The 25,127-nt window shown below is 41.3% G+C and carries 20 protein-coding genes and 1 riboswitch; of the genes, 12 read left to right on the top strand and 8 right to left on the bottom strand.

The features are described 5' to 3' along the window. Positions 1-318: 318 nt before the first annotated feature. From M3210_RS15550 to M3210_RS15535, 4 genes are all read left to right on the top strand, one after another. A complete protein-coding gene (locus M3210_RS15550; protein ID WP_349774371.1) occupies positions 319-1,419 on the top strand; it encodes an AI-2E family transporter in 1,101 nt (366 codons plus the stop codon). A gap of 474 nt (positions 1,420-1,893) precedes the next feature. Then, positions 1,894-2,079, top strand: coding sequence for an SE1832 family protein (locus tag M3210_RS15545; RefSeq protein ID WP_251516174.1), 186 nt, complete (start codon positions 1,894-1,896; stop codon positions 2,077-2,079). A gap of 81 nt (positions 2,080-2,160) precedes the next feature. After that, complete coding sequence (gene recQ, locus M3210_RS15540) at positions 2,161-4,308, top strand: DNA helicase RecQ (RefSeq protein WP_251516173.1); 2,148 nt, start codon at positions 2,161-2,163, stop codon at positions 4,306-4,308. Positions 4,309-4,386: 78 nt separating this feature from the next. After that, positions 4,387-4,707: a PH domain-containing protein gene (locus M3210_RS15535; protein WP_379595768.1), complete on the top strand. Its 321-nt coding sequence runs from the start codon at positions 4,387-4,389 to the stop codon at positions 4,705-4,707. A 62-nt stretch (positions 4,708-4,769) separates the two neighbouring features. On the opposite strand, the gene M3210_RS15530 is transcribed toward M3210_RS15535, so the two are convergent. Then, complete coding sequence (locus M3210_RS15530) at positions 4,770-6,014, bottom strand: aminopeptidase (protein ID WP_251516171.1); 1,245 nt, start codon at positions 6,012-6,014, stop codon at positions 4,770-4,772. A 318-nt stretch (positions 6,015-6,332) separates the two neighbouring features. Here M3210_RS15530 and M3210_RS15525 point away from each other — a divergent pair, with 318 nt between their 5' ends. Next, positions 6,333-6,680 (top strand): winged helix-turn-helix transcriptional regulator, encoded by a 348-nt coding sequence (locus M3210_RS15525; RefSeq protein ID WP_251516170.1) that lies wholly within the window; start codon positions 6,333-6,335, stop codon positions 6,678-6,680. Between the two features lie 32 nt (positions 6,681-6,712). Here the strand turns inward: M3210_RS15525 and hutG are convergent, their stop codons facing one another. From hutG to megL, 7 genes are all read right to left on the bottom strand, one after another. Then, on the bottom strand, positions 6,713-7,648 hold the full coding sequence (hutG, locus tag M3210_RS15520) for a formimidoylglutamase (protein WP_251516169.1): 936 nt from the start codon (positions 7,646-7,648) through the stop codon (positions 6,713-6,715). Then, the gene (hutI, locus tag M3210_RS15515) at positions 7,645-8,898 is read right to left on the bottom strand and encodes an imidazolonepropionase (RefSeq protein WP_251516168.1); all 1,254 of its coding nucleotides are present in this window, start codon (positions 8,896-8,898) and stop codon (positions 7,645-7,647) included. Before hutI ends, hutG begins: the two co-directional genes overlap by 4 nt. Positions 8,899-8,900: 2 nt before the next feature. After that, on the bottom strand, positions 8,901-10,556 hold the full coding sequence (gene hutU, locus M3210_RS15510) for a urocanate hydratase (protein ID WP_251516167.1): 1,656 nt from the start codon (positions 10,554-10,556) through the stop codon (positions 8,901-8,903). Then, complete coding sequence (hutH, locus tag M3210_RS15505) at positions 10,553-12,070, bottom strand: histidine ammonia-lyase (RefSeq protein ID WP_251516166.1); 1,518 nt, start codon at positions 12,068-12,070, stop codon at positions 10,553-10,555. Before hutH ends, hutU begins: the two co-directional genes overlap by 4 nt. 338 nt (positions 12,071-12,408) lie before the next feature. Continuing rightward, the gene (locus tag M3210_RS15500; RefSeq protein ID WP_251516165.1) at positions 12,409-12,927 is read right to left on the bottom strand and encodes an acyl-CoA thioesterase; all 519 of its coding nucleotides are present in this window, start codon (positions 12,925-12,927) and stop codon (positions 12,409-12,411) included. A gap of 10 nt (positions 12,928-12,937) precedes the next feature. Then, positions 12,938-14,374 (bottom strand): cardiolipin synthase, encoded by a 1,437-nt coding sequence (cls, locus tag M3210_RS15495; RefSeq protein WP_251516164.1) that lies wholly within the window; start codon positions 14,372-14,374, stop codon positions 12,938-12,940. A 1,069-nt stretch (positions 14,375-15,443) separates the two neighbouring features. After that, the gene (megL, locus tag M3210_RS15490; protein ID WP_251516163.1) at positions 15,444-16,628 is read right to left on the bottom strand and encodes a methionine gamma-lyase; all 1,185 of its coding nucleotides are present in this window, start codon (positions 16,626-16,628) and stop codon (positions 15,444-15,446) included. 269 nt (positions 16,629-16,897) lie between these two features. Between megL and rarD the strand changes: the two genes are divergently transcribed. From rarD to M3210_RS15455, 7 genes are all read left to right on the top strand, one after another. Continuing rightward, positions 16,898-17,788 (top strand): EamA family transporter RarD, encoded by an 891-nt coding sequence (gene rarD / locus M3210_RS15485; RefSeq protein ID WP_285853842.1) that lies wholly within the window; start codon positions 16,898-16,900, stop codon positions 17,786-17,788. A gap of 134 nt (positions 17,789-17,922) precedes the next feature. After that, positions 17,923-18,040: riboswitch (SAM riboswitch) on the top strand. A 177-nt stretch (positions 18,041-18,217) separates the two neighbouring features. Beyond that, positions 18,218-19,906 carry a PLP-dependent aspartate aminotransferase family protein gene (locus tag M3210_RS15480; RefSeq protein ID WP_251516161.1) on the top strand — a complete coding sequence of 563 codons (1,689 nt, stop codon included), beginning with the start codon at positions 18,218-18,220 and terminating at the stop codon, positions 19,904-19,906. Between the two features lie 458 nt (positions 19,907-20,364). Next, positions 20,365-21,246: an SGNH/GDSL hydrolase family protein gene (locus M3210_RS15475; RefSeq protein ID WP_251516160.1), complete on the top strand. Its 882-nt coding sequence runs from the start codon at positions 20,365-20,367 to the stop codon at positions 21,244-21,246. A gap of 5 nt (positions 21,247-21,251) precedes the next feature. Continuing rightward, a complete protein-coding gene (locus M3210_RS15470) occupies positions 21,252-21,902 on the top strand; it encodes a YpmS family protein (protein ID WP_251516158.1) in 651 nt (216 codons plus the stop codon). A 58-nt stretch (positions 21,903-21,960) separates the two neighbouring features. Then, positions 21,961-23,328 (top strand): cache domain-containing protein, encoded by a 1,368-nt coding sequence (locus M3210_RS15465; RefSeq protein WP_251516157.1) that lies wholly within the window; start codon positions 21,961-21,963, stop codon positions 23,326-23,328. Further along, positions 23,286-24,209, top strand: a complete 924-nt coding sequence (locus M3210_RS15460; RefSeq protein WP_251516156.1) for a sensor histidine kinase — start codon at positions 23,286-23,288, stop codon at positions 24,207-24,209. Before M3210_RS15465 ends, M3210_RS15460 begins: the two co-directional genes overlap by 43 nt. Continuing rightward, positions 24,206-24,910, top strand: coding sequence for a response regulator transcription factor (locus M3210_RS15455; protein WP_251516155.1), 705 nt, complete (start codon positions 24,206-24,208; stop codon positions 24,908-24,910). Before M3210_RS15460 ends, M3210_RS15455 begins: the two co-directional genes overlap by 4 nt. The last annotated feature ends 217 nt before the right edge of the window (positions 24,911-25,127 follow it).

Genomic DNA, 25,127 nt, shown 5'->3' with positions numbered 1-25,127 from the left:
CCCTATTAGTATGTATATAAGTAAAAGCCACGTCCAACTTCGGCAAAATCAGGCTCTATGAATGGACTGTTTGTCCGTGCAGATTTGCGAAGTGCGGGGCTCCGTCGACCAGAATTCAACACGACGACCGGATTTTCTTCGAATGAGCGCTTCCACTATTCGTATGTATATAAAAATACTATCATGACATTATCTTTTATTCTATTAAACTTGAATTAATTTTTCATTTTCGGTTAATAATAATAACAGCATATACTATTATAATCGATTATAATAAAAATAAAACCACCAATCGATTGTGTGGAACGGAGAGTAGAGATGCAATTGAAAAACAAACGATTTTTTGAAATATTAATTGGGCTAATACTTATATTTCTATTGATTTTATTAGTCTCAGCCACTAATTTTATATTTATCCCTGTCTTCCAATTGATTGGAGCTGTCGCATTTCCAATTATTGGTGCAGGTATCCTTTACTATCTGACTAGGCCGCTTATGCGTTTTTTTGAACGGTTTAAAATTCATCGGATCATCGCGATCATTCTTGTCTTCATTATCATCTTAATCGCCGCGTCGTTATTTATCATCTATATTTGGCCGATACTACGTGAGCAAACAACAAATATCATGAACGGAATTCCCGCCATGGTAAAGGTAATCCAAGAGTTCATACAATATTGGGAAACGAATTATGTTTATATCCCCGATCAAGTCGTCGGAACAATCAACGACTTTGTGAATAATATCCCTTCACATATTGAGGAGATCATCAACTATATCTTTGCTTTTCTCGGCGGATTAATTGGACAGGTCCTCAGCATTGCAGCTGGAATGGTGTTAATCCCATTCTTCCTGTTCTTCATGCTGAAAGATGGTGAGAAATTAATACCATTCATCACCAAATTCTTCAAACCAAAAAAAGCTGCCAACATCCGCAGCCTTTTAATGAAAATAAATAACGTGCTGACTGCCTTTATCCAAGGGCAGCTGATTGTCAGCTTCTTTGTCGGGATACTTTTATTTATTGGATATTCTATTATCAGACTAGATTATGCATTAGCTCTAGCGTTATTTGGAATGGTGACGAATGTCATTCCTTACCTTGGACCATTCATCGCTGTTACACCAGCACTTATTATTGGAGGTATCCAAGATCCGTGGAATCTGATATGGATATCGATTATTATGATCGTCGCTCAGCAGATTGAAAGTAACTTAATCTCACCAAATGTGATGGGCCAAGCACTGAACCTTCACCCGCTCACGATCATTACAGTGATTCTTGCCGCGGGAAGCATTGCTGGTTTTCTCGGAATCCTTTTCGCAGTTCCATTCTACGCGGTGGTACGGACGATTATTGTTCATTTCTATGAAACTTATGTGGACTCTAAAAGAAATAAGGAAGATGCGTTGTTTTAATGACACGTATCTTCCTGATGGATTTACTGTCATCCCATATGGGAAAATAAGCACCAGATGCTTTCCCATGGTGATTTATTTTCACCCCATTTGGGAAAGTAAACACCTGTTATTCTCCCAAAGCGAATTACTTCCAGCCCATTCGGGAAAATAAACAACAGTTATCTTCCCGAAGTGATTTATTTCCAGCCCATTCGGGAAAGTAAACAACAGTTATCTTCCCGAAGTGATTTATTTCCAGCCCATCCGGGAAAGTAAACAACAGTTATTTTCCCGAAGTGATTTATTTCCAGCCCATCCGGGAAAGTAAACAACAGTTATTTTCCCGATACAATTTACTTTCACCCCATACGGGAAAATAACTTCAGCGCCACACTCTAAACCGCCATTCAAAAGGCTAACCTTTTTCCCTAGGAATTAAGCGAGTTCCGTATTACAATAGTTGGTAGGGCTTTTAAAAGGGGGAGAAAGTGAATGAACCGTGATAAACTTTTGGCTAAATTAGATGAGTTGAAATCGGATTATGTTCGAATTCAAGGTGATATGGATAAATTGGAATATGTTAAAGGCAGGGTTTCTTCAGCAGAAGAGCAATTGATCCGATTAGAAGGAGAGATTGCGGAAGTACGGAAACAGCTTGAGGAACTGGGCGAAGAGTGAGGCAAATGCTTCACTCTTTTTCTATCGTTACAACCTATCAAAAATATGGTAGGATTATTCATAATGGAAGGAGCGTAAAGGATGCTAGTAAAGGAAAAAAACATTTTAAAAAGTTACTTTGGTTATGAAGCATTTCGCCCTGGGCAGCAAGAAGCGATTTCGCATATTTTAAACTTACATAACACGCTCGCTGTCATGCCTACGGGTGGAGGTAAATCTCTTATCTATCAAATCCCCGGATTATCCATGCAAGGCACTGCAATTATCATCTCTCCTCTCATCTCCTTAATGAAGGATCAAGTGGATGGGCTTCAGTCCCTTGGAATTCCTGCGACTTTTGTAAATAGTTCCCTATCCAATGAAGAACAAGACTTGCGGATGCAGGAGATTGCTAGTGGGCGCTATAAATTTGTCTATGTTGCGCCAGAGCGGTTCGAATCTTTCCGTTTTACGAACTTGATGAAGCGGATCAATATCTCCCTCGTCGCCTTTGATGAGGCACATTGTATTTCCCAATGGGGACATGATTTCAGACCAAGTTACCGTTCGATTGTTCCTCGTCTGAAAGAATTCGGGAATATCCCTGTTTTCATTGCGTTGACAGCGACCGCAACAGAAGAGGTTATTGCAGATATCCAATCCTTACTCGCAGTCGATGACCAACATACGGTCAATACCGGCTTTGCCAGGGAAAACCTTTCTTTCCACGTTGTTAAAGGTAAAGACAAAATGACGTATATCCGGAACTTTTTGACCGAACATCGGGATGAAGCAGGAATTATTTATACAGCTACGAGGAAACAGGCGGATAGTCTCTATGAATTGGTGAAAGCACGTGGTTTTTCCGTTGCGAAGTATCATGCCGGGCTTTCCGAAATGAAACGTAAAGAAGCTCAAGCCGCCTTCCTTCACGACGAAGTGAATGTCATGATTGCAACAAACGCCTTCGGGATGGGGATAGATAAATCAAACGTTCGTTTCGTTCTGCATTATGCGATGCCGATGAACATTGAGTCCTACTATCAAGAAGCTGGAAGAGCCGGACGTGATGGTGAGCCAAGTGATTGTATACTGCTGTTCTCCCCGCAAGATATCCAGCTGCAGAAATTTTTAATTGAACAATCGCAAATGGATGATCAAGCAAAACAAAATGAATACCGTAAACTGCAAGCCATGATCAACTACTGTCACACCCATAGTTGTCTCGCAAATCATATTCTCGAGTACTTCGATGATACGGTTACGAAGACGACCTGTGACCGTTGCAGTAATTGTACCGAACTTCAGGAAAAGGTGGATATAACCGAAGAGGCACAAATGATCCTGTCATGCGTGAAGCGGATGGAAGAACGCTACGGTGTGACACTGACAGCAAAAGTATTAAAAGGATCGAGAGATAAGAAGATTATCCAATTCGGACTTCAAAAGCTTTCCACCTATGGACTGCTTTCCCGTTATACGGAAAAGGAAATAACGGAGATGATCCACTTTTTAATTGCCGAAAATTTACTCGCCATTGAAGAAGGACGTTTTCCGATCATCAGGTTGAATCAGCATTCCGTACCTGTTTTAAAAGGTGAGCGCAAAGTGGAAATGTTTACGGCGCCTATTCCAACGACGGAAGATGCGGATTATCATGAAGATCTTTTCTCCGAGCTGCGTGCACTGCGTAAGGAAATTGCCGATGAGAAACAAGTGCCGCCTTATGTATTATTCTCTGATGCCACATTGAAAGAGCTTAGCCGCTACTTCCCACAGACGAAAGAAGAAATGTTGGACATCAAAGGAATCGGTGAAGTGAAATACGAGCAATATGGTGAAGACTTCTTGGCATTGATACAAGACTGGCGTGAACGCAATCCAAAAGTACCGAAGCGAATACCTATCTTTGGGAACGCTAAACCAGTAGCAAGAAAGAAAAGAACGGAAGACGATGGGCCGAGCCACCTTGTAAGCTATAAGCTTTTCCAAGAAGGCAAAACGATAAAGGAAATTGCTGAAGCTCGTGACTTTTCAGCGATGACGATTGAGAATCACCTTTTCAAAGCTTATAAAGAAGGACATGAAATGAATTGGAATCTATTCTTCAACGCCGAGGAAGAAGCGGAAGTACTCGCAATGCGAGAAGAGTTGGATGAAGATAAACTAAAGCCATTGAAGAAAGCTTTGCCAGAAGATTATAGTTATACAATGATCAAAGCCGTTTTAGTGAAAAATGGAATGATGTAAACTGGAGGGGTTGAATTGACTGATCTTACACCAAAAAAAGTATTTACTTTTTATCATGAAGTTCCGCTTAATGAAAAGATGGAAAAATTTTTATCAGGCAAAGAACAGGTTGTATTTTGCGTGAAGACGATAAGAGATATTGCCGTCTTTACAGACAAAAGGATTCTGATTGCTGATAAGCAAGGATTGACAGGGAAAAAAGTGGAATATTACTCTATTCCATATAAAAATATCTCAACTTATTCCATCGAGACGGCAGGCAGATTAGATCTTGATTCGGAAATCAATTTGACCCTGTCAGGTGGTATCAACATTGAACTGAAATTTATGAAGGACAAAAATATGGACGAACTATTGTTGCGCACTTACCACTTGATTAATGAGTATATCATCGACTAGGATGACACCCTATCCAAAAGAAAAAAATCCACAAGCATAACAGCTTGTGGATTTTTAAATTATTATTCACCTTTAATGTTCAGTGCCCAAGTCCCATTACGGAATACAGGCTCTGTCGTACCATCTTGCTTCACACCATCGATATCAAGTTTGTCAGATCCAATCATGAAGTCCACGTGGATGAGGCTGTCATTCACACCATGTTTATCCAGTTCTTCTTCTGACATGCTGGATCCGCCTTCCAAGTTGGTTGGATAAGCTTTACCAAGAGCGATGTGCACCGAAGCATTTTCATCAAACAGCGTGTTATAGAAAATCAAGCCGGATTGGGAAACTGGCGACTCGTCTGGAACAAGCGCGATTTCTCCTAAACGGCGGGCACCTTCATCGGAATCAAGTAAATGTTTCAGCACTTCTTCACCGACTTCTGCTTTAAAGTCCACTACTGCGCCATCTTTGAACGTCAACTGGAAGTTGTCGATTAAGCTGCCACCATAATTAAGTGGTTTTGTGCTTGATACTGTCCCATTTACGCCGTACTTATGCGGCAAGGAGAATACTTCTTCGGTAGGAATGTTCGGGTTAAATTCTACCCCAGTTTCGGCAAAGGCTGAACCGCCCTTCCAAATATGCCCCTCAGGAAGCTCCAATTCCAGGTCGGTTCCAGGCGCTTTTAATATTAATTTTTTATAGTTTCTATCATTCAATACTTCACGAGCTGTCTTCAATGTTGCATTATGTTCTTTCCATGCCGCAACTGGGTCTTCTTGGTCTACACGGACAATTTTCAAGATAGCTTCCCATAAGCTCGCCACTGCATCTTCTGGCGATTTATCAGGGAAAATCTTTTGTGCCCAATCCTTCGATGGAATAGAAATAATGGACCAAGGAATTCGGTCATTCATCGTATACTGGCGGAAATTCACCATTGCTTCTGCTGCAGCTTTGTTAGCCATTGCAACACGTGCAGGGTCAATATCCTTTAATAAATCAGGGTTGGTCGAACGAATATGAAGGATTGCCGCTCCATCTTCCGCAAACTCATCATGAAGTTTGACCCGCCATTCCGGGAAGGAACCGATCACTTCATCTGGAGCGTGCTGGTATCTTAATAATGTCAGCTCATCGTCCACCCAGTTGATATGAACGTCTTTTGCACCTAGTTCATATGCTTTTCTTGCTATAATTTTTGTGAAGTCTGCACCTTCAAGCGGAGCATTAATCATCAAGGCCTGGCCTTTTTGTAAATTGACACCTGTACGTAAAGCTAGTTCTGCATATTTTTCTTGTAATTGTATTGTCGCCATCTTTTAACCTCCAATTGGATCAATTTCTATCATACGAAATTACACTTTAGTGAATCAGGGTACTCTCCTCCATCTATTCAGAATAGGAATTTTACTGAAAGATACACCGTCTAAGCCCTATTATTTCACAAAACGATGAATTCACCAACTATTTACTTTTTTAAAAAGAAGAAAAACTTACTTAACCGAGGCATTTAGAACTGATAAATAGTGGTTACACTGTTTACTAGAAGGGTAATTTTATGTTAAACTATAAATAGTTACTTTTTGTAATTACTGTTATTCCTTTTCATTTGATTTAAATAGAGTGAGGTGATCATGATGGAGGAAATCTTATGTCCACGTTTTGAAAAGGCTATGGGATTACTAAGCACACGTTGGGTAGGCTTGATTTTATTCGAATTACTAAAAGGGACGAAGCGTTTCTCAGAAATGGAAGCTGATTTACCTATTAGTGGCAGATTGCTCTCTGATCGCTTGAAGATGCTCGAAAAAGAAGGTATCGTCGAACGTAAAATATACTCCGAGTTCCCGGTTCGGATTGAATACTCACTTTCAGATAAAGGCCGTGCGTTGGAGCCGGTCATTCGCGAAATTCAAAGTTGGGCAGATAAACATGTTACAAAAGAAGAAGTAGAAGCAGAGCAAGCGGATAAAGTTAAGTAACAAAAGACAGGTGCACTCACCTGTCTTTTTTATTATGTTTCCTTATTTTTAATATAAGTTAGAATCAGGTAGGCAGCCGTTTTACTCGTCATATCCCGGATATCCTGGGTAGGATCAATCTCCACAATGTCCATAGCCTGGACAAGTGGATGCTTGGCAGCAACTTCAACTCCTCGAAGCAATGTTTGTGTATCCATCCCTCCAGGTCCAATCGCCGGACATCCGGGGGCAAATGCTTGATCGAGCACATCCATGTCCACAGATAAATAGATGAAATCAGCAAGTCTGGAAAACCGGTTCAACTCCCGCTCCATAATGTAAATTATCCCTAATTCACGAACTTGCTCCATGGTATAAACTTGGATGCCATGTTGATTCGCAAAATCATGATATTCTTTCGCATTCATGAAATCCCGGATACCGATTTGCGAGATCCGCTCACCCGTCACAATATCATCCTCAATCAGTCTTCGAAATGGTGTACCGTTCGTCGGGCCACCGTCTTCTGTATTCCGTAAATCATGATGCGCATCAAATTGAAGGACACCGATTGTATGATTGGCAGCAAGTGCCTTGATGCTGGAATAGGAGATGGAATGATCTCCACCTAAGAAAAACCACTGAGAAGCTGCCCCGGTAGCGAGAACTTCTGTCAATGCCACCGTTATCCGTTGTTGGCTCTCCTCCACATCGGTCGGGTGCATCAAGACGTCACCGAAATCTAAAAGTTCATCGGTCAGTTCCCTTCCTTCCTCACCGGAGTAAGTGGAAAAACTAGCCAAGCTATTGCGGATTGCTGTTGGTGCTAGAGAGGCACCTGAATGGCTGATGGATGGCTTGGATAAAGGGAAACCGACTAATCCGAACGTTGCCTTTTTCCCCTCATCATAGTGCCGCAATAATTCATTTGCTTTAGTCGTAAAACGGTCTTTGAAGATTGCTTTTCCTGCCGGACGTAAGAAAGTCATCGGATCCCCTCGTTTCTGTATCGTATTTCACCATTTTTCAATACTGTATTTACATGATTGACCCCATAATGATAAGGGATATAGAGATGATTCGGCGCATCCCAAATGACGATATCCGCTTTTCTTCCTATCGCAATGGAGCCTGCTTCTTCTCCGCGGTTAATGGCATATGCTGCATTGACGGTTACAGCATGCCATATTTCGGCTGGTGACATATTTAATTTTAATGCGGCAATCGACATGATAAGCTGGAGGTTTTCCGTCACCGAACTGCCGGGATTGAAATCGGTGGAAATTGCGATTGCCGCTCCGGCATCAATCATTTCACGCGCCCTGGCATAGCTATCTTTACCAAGGTAAAAGCTCGTTCCCGGTAAAATGACTCCAATCGTATCGGATGCTCCGAGCTTTTTGATTCCTTCATCTGAAGTGACCGCCAAATGCTCGGCACTGATTGCGCCTAACCCAACCGCAAGCTCAGTCCCCCCGAGCGCTTCAATCTCGTCCGCATGAATCTTCACTTGGAAGCCTTTAGCTATCGCTGCTTCCAAATAACGCCGGGAAGCTTCCACACTGAATACATTCGCTTCTGTAAAGATATCTACAAATTCTGCGAGATTCTCCTCCTTGATTTCTTCAAACATTTCTTCCATCGATTGCAGAAATTTTTCTGGGTCATCTTTATACTCTGTTGGAATAGCATGTGCCCCCAAAAACGTGGAAACGAGGTCAACTGGATGCTGTTTCTTCAGTTCTTTCACTACTTCCAACTGTTTCAATTCTGTCTCCCGGTCCAAACCATATCCACTTTTTGCTTCCACCGTCGTAATCCCGTGCATAAGCATCCGGTCCAAATGGAAGCGGGCTTTTGATAATAAATCATCATGCGATGCCTGGCGTGTCGCTCGTACGGTCGATAAAATGCCACCGCCTTGCTTTAAAATTTCTAAGTAATCTACTCCTTGTTGTTTTAAAGATAATTCCTTTTCCCTTGATCCGCCAAAAACGAGATGCGTGTGTGCTTCAACGAGGCCTGGGGTAACCAAATTTCCTTCTGCATGGATTGTTTTTTTCGCAGATAAATTTCTTGCATCAGCTGTTTTGCCTATCCACGCGACTTTTCCATCTTGGATTGCTACTGCAGCGTCTTTGAGGACTTGAAGCTGATTCATTTCCTCCCCCTTAGCTGGACCATCTGCTTCCATTGGCAAGAGTTCCCCGATGTCATGAATCAAGATATCGTATTGCATCTCTACTCCCCTTTCTCATACATTGGCAGTACAATGTTCTGGTCTTTTGCAAATTGGATGGCCTCTTCATACCCCGCATCAGCATGGCGGATCACTCCCATACCTGGATCGGTCGTCAACACTCGTGAGAGGCGTTCTCCCGCCAAGTCGGTACCATCCGCAACGACAACCATACCTGCATGTAAGGAGTACCCCATACCGACGCCACCACCATGATGAAAAGATACCCAAGAACCACCAGCTGCTGTATTGATGAGAGCATTTAATATTGCCCAGTCGCCAACTGCATCGCTTCCATCTTTCATTGCCTCGGTTTCCCTGTTTGGCGAAGCAACAGAGCCGCTGTCCAAATGGTCCCTGCCGATCACAATCGGGGCTTTCAATTCACCTCTTCTAACCAGCTCATTTATCGCCAGACCCATCTCTTTCCGCTCTCCGTATCCTAACCAGCAAATTCGGGCAGGCAGGCCTTGAAATGACACTTTTTCCCTAGCCATATCAATCCAGCGGATAAGCGCTTCATTTTCCGGGAACAATTCTTTAATCAATTTATCAGTTCGATAAATATCTTCGGGATCACCCGACAATGCTGCCCATCGGAATGGGCCTTTCCCTTCTGTAAATAAAGGCCGGATAAACGCTGGAACAAAGCCAGGAAATTGAAAGGCATCTTTCACTCCTTCATCATGAGCGACTTGCCGAATATTATTGCCATAATCAAAAACGACAGCACCTTGATCTTGAAACTGAAGCATTGCTTCGACGTGCTTAGCGATACTTTGTGTTGCGAACTTTTCATAACGGGTCGGGTCACTAATGCGGAGAGTTCTCGCTTCTTCCAACGTAAATCCTGCAGGGATATAACCATTAAGCGGGTCATGGGCTGCCGTTTGATCCGTTACGATATCAATCTGAACTCCACGACTTAATAATTCATGATGTACTTCAGCAGCGTTACCGAGCAATGCGATGGAGAGTGGTTTTCCTTTCGCTTTAGCTTCCGTTGCCAATTGGATTGCTTCTGTCATATCATCTGTCATCACATCACAGTAATTGGTTTTCAAACGTTTCTCAATCCGACTCTCGTCTACTTCAACAGCGATCACTACCCCTTCATTCATCGTGACAGCAAGAGGTTGAGCCCCTCCCATTCCACCAAGCCCCGCCGTTAACGTGATCGTTGATTTCAAGCTGCCACCGAAATGTTTTCTTGCCAATGCTGCGAATGCTTCATATGTTCCTTGAAGAATCCCTTGGGTACCGATATAAATCCAGCTTCCTGCCGTCATTTGTCCGTACATCATGAGTCCTTTTCGATCGAGTTCGTGGAAATGCTCCCACGTCGCCCATTTTGGTACAAGAACTGAATTAGCAAGCAGCGCACGCGGCGCATGTTCATGTGTCTTGAATACACCAACCGGCTTACCACTTTGAATCAGCATCGTTTCATCATTTTCGAGTTTTCGGAGTGTAGCTACAATCGCATCAAAAGCTTCCCAATTTCTTGCAGCCTTTCCAATCCCGCCATAGACGACCAGTTCCTCCGGGTCCTCCGCCACTTCAGGGTCGAGATTGTTGTACAACATTCGTAATATCGCTTCCTGCTCCCAGCCTTTACATTCTAAATCCAAGCCCTTCTTCACTTTCACTTGTTTCATTTTGTATTCTCCCACCTTTCAGATACATAACTATCATCAGCTTCCTTCAACCAATGTGCAGCGCGGGCAATATCTTCAGCAAAGATGCGATCTTTTATCATGCTCGGAATGATGTTCCTCGCTCTTTTATAAAACTTTCTCGTTGTCTTCGCCATATTGGCGACACCACGGTACTCACATGCTTGGAGTGCACAGATTAACTCGATGGCTAGGACGTTCCTCGTATTTTGGATCATCATGTAGGCATGTCTTGCTGCAGTCGTTCCCATGCTCACATGATCCTCCTGATTGGCGGACGACGGAATGGAATCAACACTTGCAGGATGAGCCAATGTCTTATTTTCGGATACCAGGGATGCCGCACTGTACTGTAAAATCATCGCTCCTGACTGGAGACCTGGGTTCGGACTTAAGAAAGCCGGCAAGTCATTTAATTGTGGGTTGACGAGCCGCTCAATCCGCCGTTCGGAAATGTTAGCTACTTCAGCGATTCCAAGCTTCAAAAAATCCATTGCAAATGCTATCGGTTCTCCATGAAAGTTTCCACCAGATAAAATCTTCTTCTCATCCGTAAAAATAATCGGGTTGTCGGTTACTGCATTGATTTCAATCTCCAACTTTTCCTTCGCATAATGCAGTGTTTGCCAACATGCCCCTAACACTTGGGGAATGCAACGAAGAGAGTATGCATCCTGTACTCGTAGTTCGGCTTGTTTTGTAGTCAATTTGCTTCCTTGAAGAATCTTGCACATCCTAGCAGCAACTTCGATTTGCTCTTTGTGCCCCCGCACGTGATGAATTGCAGGTTCAAATGCATCGATGATCCCTTGTAATCCTTCAAAGCTCAAGGCGGCAATGAGCTCACTTTGATACAGCATTTTTTCCATTTCCAAATACGAGAGGACACCAACAGCTGTCATCGCCTGCGTTCCGTTGATGAGTGCGAGTCCTTCTTTAGGCTTCAATTTAATCGGTTGAAGGTTCGCTTGTTGTAACGCGTTTTGTGAGGCTATACGTTTTCCCTGGTAGAAAACCTCCCCTTTCCCAATCAACGGCAGAGCTAAATGAGCTAACGGAGCCAAGTCGCCGCTTGCACCGAGAGAGCCCTGCGCCGGGATAACTGGATGAATTCCGGCATTTAATAAATCTAGCATTCTCTCAATTAAAGCAGGCCGTACTCCTGAAAAGCCGCAAGCCAATGCATTTGCCCGAAGCAATAACATCGCCCGACTGACTTCTTCAGAAAAAGGCTCCCCGACTCCACAAGCATGGGAATGGAGCAAATTGATTTGCAGCTGTTCCAGATCAACTTCATCGATTAAAATATTACTCAGCTTTCCAAAGCCGGTATTAATGCCGTACATGATTTTCTTTTCTTTGAGAAATGTTTCCACTGTTTGTCTGTTTTTCTCTATATTCACTTTCGCCTGTAGGTCAAGCTGCACCTTTTGCCCCGAGAAAACAACTTGATGAACATCGTCTAGTGTTAATGTATTCCCTGTTAACCGAATCATTCTACACCTCCACGGCATTACTTCACTATGCTAAAGAGACAAACGAAAAGGAGGCTATGGTTTGAAACCATAGCCTCCTCGTATGGGTTGGATAGATGTTGATTGCCAGAGCATCATAGGAACACCTCGTTTGGTGGAGTTGCTAATAATTTTAGAATATTTATTATATTCATTATAAGCGTTTTCATAGTAGATTGCAAGGGTGGAAAACAGCTAACAGATAGACGAAAGGATGAATTTTTCGGGAAGTAAGCACATCTATGTGTTTCATATTGTTAAAAAAAAGGAACGCAAGTAATTTTGCGTCCCCCTTGAATGTTATTCCATTGAAACAAGTGCTATCTTCTGTCCCAAATATAATCTGCACCGATTTCCTTTGCAAAGTTTTTTGATTTCTTCCGTCGGGAATCACGTTGTTCAGCACGCTCTGGTGCAGATTCATGAAGTGATTTTTCATAATCCGTTTCTGGATAAACCGGTGGAACCGGTGTCGGTTTGCCATTTTCATCGATTGCTACAAAGGTAAGAAAAGCAGTATTACAAACCTTCTTCTCCTCCGTCACAAGGTTTTCCGTAATGACTCTTACAAAAACCTCCATGGATGTATTTCTTGTCCACGTAACAAAGGCTTCAATTAAAATTGCATCGCCCGCCCTCACTGGGGTGAGAAAATCCACCGAATCAATCGAAGCGGTAACGACGGGATTCCGGCAATGCTTGATCGCCGCGATTGCAGCCAAGTCATCAATATGGGCGAGTAACTTTCCACCAAATAATGTGTTGTGGAAGTTCGTATCCGGCGGCTGAACATGGGTCGTTTTAATTGCTAGTGAATCAGAACAAGGTTTTGCTTTCATAATGTCCTCCTTATAAAACTGGTGATAGTAGTCTAGATACAGATTCTTTAATACGAATTCCGATGGAACGTTTTTCGTATAATTTTTTCGTCATTTGCGTAGAACGGCGAATATCATCATTAAACGCTTGTAAGAGCTCTTGCGTAATTTCTTTATCATATATAAAAGCATTCACTTCAAAATTGAGTTGGAAGCTCCGCATATCAATGTTCGCAGTTCCAACTGTGGAAATCTTCCCGTCAACGATGAGCGTTTTTGCATGTAGAAAGCCGTTTTGGTAAATATATACTTCCCCGCCCGCTTGCAATAAGTCCCCACTATGAGATAGTGTTGCCCAGTAGACAAATGGGTGATCCGGTTTATTTGGAATCATCACCTTCACATCCACACCAGATAATGCAGCAATCTGCAAGGCATCCCGCACACTTTCATCCGGGATGAAGTAAGGGGTCTGAATATAAATGGACTCTTTCGCTTCCATGATCATTTTAATATAACCGTTTTTGATTTGCTCTAATTGTTGATCCGGTCCACTGGAAACAATCTGCATTCCAGCATTCCCCGCTCTTTCCGATTGATAGTATCGGTCTTCGTACAGAATCTCTTCTTTAGAAGCCTGATTCCAATCGAGGATAAACCTTGTCTGCATACTTTCGACCGCAGAACCTTTCACTCTCAGATGAGTATCCCGCCAGTAACCGAACTTTTTATCTTTACCCAAATATTCGTCACCGATATTAAAGCCACCAATATACCCAACTTTTCCATCAATAATGGCAAGCTTTCGGTGGTTACGATAATTGATTTTAAAATTAATGACCTTAGCTGGGAAAAATTCCTCAATTTGCACGCCTGCTGCTCGGAGACGCTTTTTATATTTTTTTCCTAGCCGTCTCGAGCCCATCGCATCAACCAGAAAACGAACAGTCACCCCTTCATTCGCCTTCTTGATCAACACATCAGCAAGCTTCGTCCCCAGTTCATCATTCCGGACAATATAATAAATCAAATGAATATGATCTTTGGCCCGTCGCATATCCTGCAGCAGTCGATCAAATTTCTCTTTCCCGTCGAGAAGAATATCGACATCGTTATTTTGGGAATATAGCGAATTATCCGTCCTTAAGTTCAGGTAGATCAAACTCTGATACCGCTTCATATCCTCATCACTGTATTCGAGTTTGTCATCTTCAATTTCCCGCAATTGACCTTGGACAGCTGCTTTTAAACCTAATCGGCTTTTCGTATCCCATACAAATATTCGACCATTGCTGATCGGTTTACCGAATATTAAGTAGAGAAAGAACCCGGCGATTGGAACGAATAACAAAACCATCAACCATGCCCAAGTCGAAGAGGCATTTTTTCTCTCTAAAAAGACAATGGAAATTCCAAGAATTATGTTTACTATCAAGATAATACTTAATAAGATCGTAGTTAAAGTCATCCTTGTCGCCCTCTTCATCATTCAAATTTCAGTAAAAAATGGGCCCCGCATAAAAGCGTAGGCTCCCGTTTAACAACATCCAGACTTTCCTTGCGTCACTTTCAGATAAGAAATTCATGGCTTATCTTGTTAAGGGACCGAGGAAGTCTGGCTGTAGTAAATGCTCGTCTTGTTACATCACTCCTCACAAAGCAACCTGGAATATGTATAGAAAATTGATTTACTAGTCGCTTGGCCGAAGTTATAAAAAATATTTATAAAAGCTGGGTCATTCGTGATTATATCGCCCACAAAACAAGTCTTCACGCACCCCATTATCTACCATTACTATAGCATAATCCTACTTTAAGATAAATTTTCCAGCGTGACTAAAGCTCCATTTCACAGTTCTTGGAGTACGGACAACCTTTTTCAAGTGCTCGTGACATTAGAATTCGCTTCATAACAATAGTTATGCCTTTCTTTCGTAAAAAGGCAAATCAATATGGAGGAGTATCTTGTCTGGAAGAGTAAAATTAAGTTCAAAGTGTGCAATAGAAGTGTTCTCTTGTCAGGAAGCAAAGAAATATTAGCTCAAAACGAACAAGAGAAAGGCTCTCTTGTAAGGAAAGAGATGGATTTTACCCGGAAACGTGTAATAGGAGCTTCCTCTTGTCAGGAAAAGAAAAAATTTCAACCAGAAACGTGCAATAGAGGCATCCTCTTGTCAGAAAGAGAAAGAATCTTACACTGAAACGTGCAATAGGAGCTTCCTCTTGTCAGGAAAAGAAAAAATTTCAACCAGAAACGTGCAATAGAAACATCCTCTTGTCAGAAAGAGAAAGAATCTTACACTGAAACGTGCAATAGGAGCTTCCTCTTGTCAGGAAAAGAAAAAATTTCAACCAGAAACGTGCAATAGAAACATCCTCTTGTCAGAAAGCGAAGAAATACGAGTTCAAAATATACAATAGAAGCACTTCCACGTCATCCAAGTACATAAGCCAACCCGCTTATCATCACTCGTATCTTAGTACCCCTCCTAAAAAAGAAAAAACATCTTATCCCCATGGATAAGATGTTCGGCGTTTTATACAACGTCTAATGCTTGCTCCAAATCTTCCCAGATATCTTCCCAAGCTTCGAGCCCTACAGAGAGCCGAATTAATTGGTCCGAGATGCCCATCTCCAACCGGGACTCCTCTGGTACAACGGCATGTGTCATTGTCGCCGGATGTTCGATCAAGGTTTCAGCATCGCCGAGACTGACGGCGATTTTGATAAATTGCAGGCGATTCATAAATTCCTGGGCATCTTGTTTCGTCCCTTTCACTTCAAACGAAATCATCCCACCATTTTGACTCATTTGTTTCTCCGCAATCGAATAATCTGCAGAATTCGGGTCACCAGGAAAATAGATTTTCCCTACTTGCGGATGTTCTCTCAACTTTTCATATATTTTCGATGCGTTTTCACTATGGCGATCCATTCGAACTGGAAGTGTTTTTAACCCCCGCAGCAGCAGCCAAGCATCGAATGGAGACATGATTCCTCCAATATCTTTAAGTGTGGTCATTGCCATATTTTCAATAAATTCTTCTTTACCTACCACTAGCCCTGCAATGACATCCCCGTGTCCGCCAATATATTTTGTCGCACTGTGGAGGACTACATCACAGCCGATATCGAGCGGGCGCTGCAAGTAAGGGGTAGAAAACGTGTTATCTACAACAACAGGAATATTATATTCTTTCGCCACTTCCACAACGAGCTCTAAATCAATCAGTTTCATCGTCGGATTAATCGGGGTTTCTACATAAATCACTGAAGTTTCGGGCTTGATTTTAGATCGAATTTCTTCCTTGGAGTCCATCATGGAAAAATCAGAGGTGATATTATATTTTTCTTTCATCATCATGAGTAAACCAAAGGTACATCCATATAAACCGGCTGAGCATAGCACATGATCATTTGCCTTTGTTAAGGACAGCAGCACCGCAGAGACGGCAGCCATTCCCGAAGCAAAAGCCAAACCTTTTTCACCATTCTCCAATCGCGCAATCCGTTCTTCCAACACACGTACAGTCGGATTACCGAGGCGCGAATAAATATAGCCTTCCTCTGTGCCATGGAAACGCCTCTCCCCTTGTTCTGCAGTATCAAAAACATAAGTGGACGTTTGGAAAAGCGGTACAGCCAAGCTCCCAAGCATCTCCTTTTCGTCATACCCCTCATGAATTACAGCCGTTTCAAATCGTTTATGATTTTTTGTCATGTCCCTTCCCCCTTTTTTCATGACAAATACTCTCTTATACCAACATATGCATATCCCAGCAAGCGGTAAATCAAGCTATCTGATAAATACTGTTACATATTATTTTACTTCAATAAACTCAATAATGAAAGCGTTTTCCTGAAATGGGTATAGATTGTTAGATTCCAATAAAATCGATTCTCAATCATTTGCCTTTTTAAAAAATTAATTCTACTATTATTTTAATATATAGACAAAGAAGGGTTTGATGGAGTTTGGAAACGAAGGAAATGAGATTGGGCACTTTGTATGCTTTCAGTGCTTATTTACTTTGGGGATTTTTGACGATGTATTGGAAGTTCCTTGGAAATGTAAATCCGATGGAGGTATTGGCACATCGGATTGTATGGTCTTTCGTTTTCATGATTTTTTTATTACTAGTCATTAAACAGTTCCGCTCCTTCCTGAAGGAATGCGGTAAATTATTTAAAAATCCAAAAGATTTATTAGGGATTACAACTGCTTCTCTCCTCATTTCAACGAATTGGTTTTTATTTATTTGGGCAGTAGGCAATGATTATGTACTTCAGGCAAGTCTCGGTTATTACATTAATCCGTTGATGAGTATTTTCCTAGGCATCGTCGTACTGCGGGAAAAGGTAACTGGAAAGCAGACGATCGCATTCTTGCTTGCTATTGTTGGTGTTCTTTACCTGACTATCCGCGGCGGAGTTTTTCCTTGGATTTCACTTGTTTTTGCATTGACATTTGCAATATACGGATTGCTTAAAAAGAAAATCAATATAAGCGCAACGCATGGACTTACGATTGAAACGATGATTATTACACCTATTGCACTTGGTTATCTGTATCTTTTACCATCAAACAGTTTTACTTTTTCACCTGTCTTCTCATCGACAAATCTCTTGTTATTCGGCGCTGGAATCATCACGGCCATCCCACTTTTATTATTTGCCAAGGGGGCAAAGACGATTCCTTTATCGATGGTAGGTATTTTACAGTTCATCGCACCGACGATTATGTTTTTCTTAGGGGTATTCGTTTATCATGAACCTTTTTCAACAGATAATTTTATCGCATTCTTATTTATTTGGTCGGCATTAATACTATATTTGAACTCGGTTTACCACCACCCCGCTAAACATCGAGCAAATGCGTAGAAAACATTAATTATTTTTAATAAATATTAAAAGGGTTGACATTGGTCAAAGTAAAGCGTTATAATCATCAGTAAATTTATAAAAGATTTTCAAATACAGCAACAGTGTCAATTTGAAAATCTTAAACAATTAATCTCTTATCAAGAGCGGCGGAGGGACTAGGCCCGATGAAGCCCGGCAACCTTGAAGTAAGCACGACTTACTTTTAATGGTGCTAAATCCTACAGATCGACCAGATCTGGAAGATAAGAGGAGGAATGGTATAGAAAACTATACGCCCTCTTCTTAGGAAGGGGGCTTTTTTAATTCCCCTCCCTTGCCAGATAAAAAACGGAAACACCTTTCTTGAAAGCAATCCAAGCAGGTGCTTTCGCAGAAGGTAGCTAGACAAGAAAACATATCTTGCCAAATAACAAGGAGGAATTTACAATGTCAGAATTCAATTTTTTCGATTCAGAAACACTAGGATTACACGCAGGTCAGGAGCCTGATCCAACAACAGGTGCTCGAGCACTTCCAATCTATGAGACTACCGCTTATGTTTTCCGTGATACGGAGCATGCGCAAAATTTATTCGGTTTAGCAGAGACAGGAAACATCTACTCTAGAATTATGAACCCAACAGTTGACGCTTTTGAAAAGCGTATCGCTGAGCTTGAGGATGGGGTCGCAGCTGTAGCAACTTCTTCAGGAATGGCTGCCATTACTTTCGCAATCCTTAACGTCGCTACTGCTGGTGATGAAATTGTTGCGGACGCGAACCTATACGGTGGTACGTACAATCTTTTCGTCAACACGCTTCCAAAATATGGAGTTACGGTAAAACTAGTTGACGGTTCGGACCCAGAAAACTTCCGCGCAGCAATTACAGATAAAACGAAAGCACTTTTCGGTGAGACGATTACGAACCCAAGCCTTAACGTATTCGATATTGAAGCAGTTGCTGAAATCGCTCATGAGAACGGAATTCCTTTGATCATTGATAACACATTCGCTACACCATTTAACGCAAAACCAATCAGCTGGGGTGCTGACATCGTTGTCCACTCTGCCACAAAGTGGATCAGTGGACACGGTACAAATGTTGGTGGCGTCGTTGTTGATGGTGGTCGTTTTAACTGGGATAGTCCAAAATTCCCTGAATTTACAACACCAGACGAAAGCTATAAAGGTGTACGCTATGCAGATCTTGGCGCTGTAGCTTATGCATTAAAATTACGTGTTACCCTTTTACGGGATATTGGTTTCACATTAAGTGCACAAAGCGCGCATAATTTCTTCCTTGGTCTACAAACGTTACAAGTACGTATTGATCGTCATATCGAGAATACGAAGGAAGTTGTTTCTTACTTGAATAACCACCCTGCAGTAGAATGGGTAAACTACCCAGGTCTAGAAGGGCATCCTTCATACAACCTAGCGAAAAAATACTTGATCCGTGGCGGTGGTTCAGTTGTGACATTCGGCATCAAAGGTGGACGTGAAGCTGGCCGTAAAGTAATTGATAATATTAAACTATGGTCACATGTAGCTAACGTTGGAGATTCAAAATCTCTCATCATTCACCCAGCTTCTACTACACAACAACAGCTATCGGATGAAGATTTGAAGAAGAACGGTACACCGGTTGAACTAATCCGTCTATCAATTGGTCTCGAATCACCAAAAGATATCTTAGTTGAACTGGACAAAGCAATTGCAATAGCTACTGGAGAAGAACCACAAATCAAGACTACTGAAGAAGACGTCGTGAAATGGTTGCTTCACTCTCCATTTGACCGCTCTGAGGAATTAAGACAAAAAACAGTTGCTGTGTCAGGAGTAGAAGAAGCGACGAAGAAAAAACTTGCAAACTACGGATTCCAAGTCGTTTCTATTGAAGATGACGTTGATGTCCTTGATGCATTAGTAGTGAATGCTCAAGAACTTCCGAAAGAAACAATTGAACAGCTAATTAACAAACAAGGAAAAGTACTATGGGTTGAAAATAAAGTGGCTGATGCAGCTGTAGAAAATGTAAAAGCCGCTGGAATCCAAGTCATTCAAGACAAATCTATTGCCGATGAATTAGATCGAGTTCGTGGCAGTAAGTTAGTGAAGGAAACAGTAAAACTATAATTGAGAAGTAACGAGGAACCGAGTGCTATGTGCACTTGGTTCTTTTTTGTTCCAATAAATTTTCATGATGAGATTTTTCTGCATAGGCAATGGTTGTCCCTGAATAAGCTAATGATACAAAGTTTCGGATCAGGTGCCTTACCTCATCAGACTTAAATAATATCTACTATAATCCAAGTGTTTCGGGAAAAGAAATACTGCTTATCTTCCCCTGTCAGATTTAATTCTAGCGATTCAGGAAAAGAAACACACAGCACCTTCCAAATTTTAAGCAATCCAGGAAGTCATTAAATGTTTTCTGACTGAAATTCTCCCATTCCCCTATTCACCAACCCACATTCCATATTTATAAGTTTAACATTTACTTTTTACGTTCAAAATAATAGGGTAAATAAGAAATAGTAGTTGAGGACAAAACAAGTTATACTAGTATTAGACAGAATTTAGGTGTGATGACATTGAAAAAATTATTATTTATGTTTTTGATAACCATTCTTATTGCTATTGGAATAATTTATTATATAGATAATCAGAAAGCGGTACTCAAACAGCCTTTGATTCCTCAAGAAGATGAGGAACAAGTTATGGAAGAGATACAACCTGAGGAAGAAGAAACAGAAGAAGATGTCCAACAAGAAAATAGTTTAACAGAACGGGTATCTACTGTCTTTCAAGAAACGTTGGATCGTATTTTCCAGCGTGAAGTGAAAATCGTAGCAATTGGAGATTCGCTTACTCGAGGAGTCGGCGATGCGACAGAAGGCGGCGGGTATGTCGGCATCTTGGAGCGTACTCTCAACCAGAACAGACATGTGGCCACTTTTGAAAACCTCGGTCTGCCTGGAAACCGCTCGGATCAGCTTTTAAGAAGATTGGACCAGCCTGAAATTATGGAAGAATTGGAAGATGCTGATCTTGTACTCATTACAATCGGTGCAAACGATATTTTGAAAGTCACCAGAGAACACTTTACAAATTTAGAGATTGATGTGTTTATTGATGAACAGGCTCGCTACGAGGAAAGGCTCAAACAAATTTTAGAAAAGATACAGAGCATCAACGAGAATGCCGAAATCTACCTGCTTGGAATCTATAACCCTTTCGAAAAATACTTCCAAGACATTGAGGAATTGAATCAAATTGTCAATGCTTGGAATACAACAGGCAGCGACTTAACGATGGAAATGGAAAATGTCACGTTCATCCCGATTGACGATTTGTTTGCCGACAACGAAAATCCGATTTTTGCAGATGATAATTTCCACCCGAATTATGCCGGGTATTACTTGATGGCTGAACGTGTGCTGGAATACATTTCTAAAGAAGAAGAAGAAGGATGACAATTATGTCTAGATTGAATAAACATAGAGATAAAATAAATTGGAAAAACGGCTTCTTCTTTATTTTGGCGATCAATATAGCTATTTTCTTACTAGTTGTCAGCTTTATTTTTTGGCCAGCGGAGGAAGTCGAACTCCCACATCGCTCGGTAGATATAGAAAAAGAAAGTTCGGAATTTATCGTACGGACGTCAAAGGAAAACTTAAACAACTTAATCAATGCTTATATTGAACATTTAACGGTGAACACGGAACATAAATACCGGATTGAACTGGAGGAAGATGTTCATCTCATTGGGGAACTTCCTGTTTTTTCCACAACGGTTCCACTATCGATGCATTTCGAACCATTTGTTGTGGAAAATGGAGATATTATTCTAAAACAGCGGTCGATATCATTAGGATTATTGCAGCTGCCGAATAAAAGAATCATGGAATATCTGGAAAGATACTTGCCGATGCCCGAATGGGTGACGGTCAATCCGGATGATGAAGAAATTTATATCGCCATCACCGATATGGATATACGAAGTAACTTCGAGCTTGCTGTTGAAACCATTGATTTGGAGGCGAATAATTTAGCATTCCGAATTCGCGTACCTTATGAAACATTGGGTATTGAAACGTGGAATATGATTCCTACCCCAAAAAGATGATTTCTGCTGAAGTCAGGAATCATCTTTTTCAATATACATATTACATCAAGGAGAAGACATGAAGAAAAATAAATCTTTTAAAAGAGAGCTTATCCTATCATTCCTTATCATTGGAATCACCTCCATCATCATTCTCGGAAGCTTTCAAATTTATCAGCTCTATTCCCTAGTGAATGAAAAACAGAGCAATCAAATCGCACTTACGACATTCATGGAAGATTATATCGATAATTATGTCGACACTCATGCCCGTATCATTGAAACGATGTCCTATCAAATTTCTGATGACGTCTCTGAAGGGGATTTCGCTTCGATTCAGCAAGACTTAAGCGAAATCAAAGCACACTACCCCGGCTTTGTTAATATATATATCGGGGACCCTGAAGGACAAGCAATGCTTTTCTACCCCGAAGTGCTGACAAATGGAGTCATTGAAGAAAATTATAATTTCAGTGATCGTCGTTATTATCAGGAATTGATTGATAAACAAACTAGTGTGATTTCTCCGGCCTTTCATGGAAGGGGCGGGACGGACCTGCTTCTTGTTGCCATCGTCTCCCCTATATTCGATGACCAAGGAAACATGCAAGGTTATCTTCTCGGGGCCCTTGACTTGAACGAGTTGGACAGTTATACAAGCAATCGGATCAATGATGACACGAGCAAAACAATTGTGCTTGATCGGGAAAATAACGCAATTGTCCATCCCGATATCGATACCGCTAGAGAACTGGTCAATCTATCAAATAATGAAATTGTAAACCATATTGAAGGCAATCAAACATCCGGAAGCTTTACGATTAAAGATGGTGACGAGCGAAAATTTATCACCTACGGAAAAATTGAATCACTCGGTTGGACCGTTTGGATTTCCAGCCCTGTCATAGCGATTATTGGTGAATTTTTAGATTCCATATTCGCGGTCATTCTCGTTGCATTATTGACTGGTGCAATCGTAATCATCACGAGCCTGCTATTGACAAACCGTCTGGAAAGCGCCATACATAAACTGCTTCACTATATTCATAGCTACACCGCCAGCTATAAAAAGAATGAACCCTTCCAATTGGCCGCACAAATTTCCGGCCCGTCAGAAATGAATGAAGTACTCATCCATTTTAATGGGATGATGGAAGAAATTGATTACAACCGGGAAAAACTAATGAAGCTGAATACCGAATTGGAAAAACGCGTGAGGGAAAGAACAATCAACTTGGAAAATAAGAATACAGAGCTTCGATTCAAACACGCTGAATTATCAGCAGTTCTTGAAAGTATGTTTGAAGGAATTATGCTATTGGATAATAAAAAGCAAATCCGTTATGTAAATGAATTTTTCCTCAAAGTCATTGAAAACGAGGCCCTCCCTCCCCTTCAAAAACATTGGAAGATGTTTCAGAACGGCTGCTCACTTCTTTTGATGTAACCCAGGAAGAACTGGATAGCTTCTTTAATGAAGGCGGAGAACTCAAGCTTAAAAATAAACTGGAATCTGGGAAGGATCAATTTTATTTACTTCACCGTTTTTCCGTGACGTCTGAGGAAGAACAAATTGGTTTTGGCCTGTTGATTCAAGATATTACAAAGGAAGTAGAGATTGATACGTTGAAGGATAATCTCATCTCACTTACTTCCCATGAATTCAAAACTCCAATCACAACCATCAAAGGCAGCGTGGAGACATTGTTACGGAATGATGTCGATTGGGAACCGGAGTTTAAACAGGAGCTTCTAGAAGGGGTGCTCGAGGATATTGAACGGATCCAGCAGCTCGTAAATGATTGGATGGATATTTCCAAGATTGAGTCAGGCACGATGTACATCGAACCCCGACAAATCCATGCGGATAAAGTAATACAAGAATCAATCGACCGTATTCCGCCCGTTCTACAGGAAGATGCTACGTTCCAGTTTCATAATGAAGTGGAAGGAAAAGCCGTATTTTATGCAGATAAAGAAAGAGTCCAACAAGTGCTGCTTAATTTATTCACCAATGCACTGCGTTATAATGACGCAGTACATAAAGAAGTTGAAATCATACTAAGGAAGAATGAGGAATATATCATCATTTCCGTTTCAGACAACGGGATAGGGATTGATGAAAAACATATCGAACGCATTTTCAATCGTTTTTACCAAGTTGATGTTACTGCGACGAGACGTTCAGGTGGCACCGGTCTCGGTTTAGCCATTGTCCAAGGGGTAATGGAAGCACATCAAGGAAAAATCAACGTAGAGAGTTCTGTCGATACGGGCAGTACATTCACACTTTATTTTCCACATGTAGGTAAGGAGGTCAACAAATGAAACAAAAAATCTGCGTCGTTGATGATGAAGCAAAAATATTACGTTTTGTGGCTGCCAATTTAAAATCCGTTGGCTATGAAGTAGTCACAGCAAGCTCAGGAAAAGAATTACTTGAAGAATTCGACCTCCACAGTCCCGATTTAATCTTACTCGATATTATGATGCCGGAAATGGATGGATTTTTCGTTTTAGAAGAAGTGAGGAAATTTTCCAATGTACCGATCATCATGCTGACAGCAAGAGGTAATCCCCAAGATAAAGTCCGAGGATTAAACTTGGGAGCCGATGATTATTTAACAAAGCCGTTCTCACTCGATGAACTTTTCGCCCGGGTAAATGCGGTACTTAGAAGGACAAGTCCCCAAGTGCCTATTGTATCAGAAGCTGGAACTTCCACCGTTCAAACAGGAGAATTGAAGCTCGATATCGGCAGTAAACGCTGTTGGATCGACGATAAGGAAATCAAACTCACCCAAACTGAATTTGCCATAATAGAGATTCTTGCATTAAATATCGACAAAGTGGTTCAGCACGAAACTATCCTTACTAAAGTATGGGGAGCGCAATATGTGGATGATGTAGAATATTTACGGGTTGCTATTGCGCGAATTAGAAAGAAGCTGAAAGACCAATTAGCGGAAAAGCAAGATTACATCATTACGTATCCTGGACTTGGATATATGTTAAAGGCAATTGCTTAAAGTTATAGACCACTGGTATCTGCCAGCGGTCTATTTTTTACATCGAAAGCAGTCAGTTATGGTACTATGTTTTTAATGGAAAGCATTTACAAAGACCTGCGGTGATATGTCAAGAGGTAAATAAATAATTGTTCAGTTATCAAGGTGCATTATCCTTAAAAAAGGCAACACTAAACTAACCCAGTAAAGTTATGCGAATTTACTGGAAATTATTGGA

Origin of the sequence: Oceanobacillus luteolus (genome assembly GCF_023715655.1) — a bacterium.
Taxonomy (GTDB): domain Bacteria; phylum Bacillota; class Bacilli; order Bacillales; family Amphibacillaceae; genus Oceanobacillus; species Oceanobacillus luteolus.
Note: the sequence above shows the minus strand (reverse complement) of the source record. Positions and strands in the feature narration are given on the sequence as shown.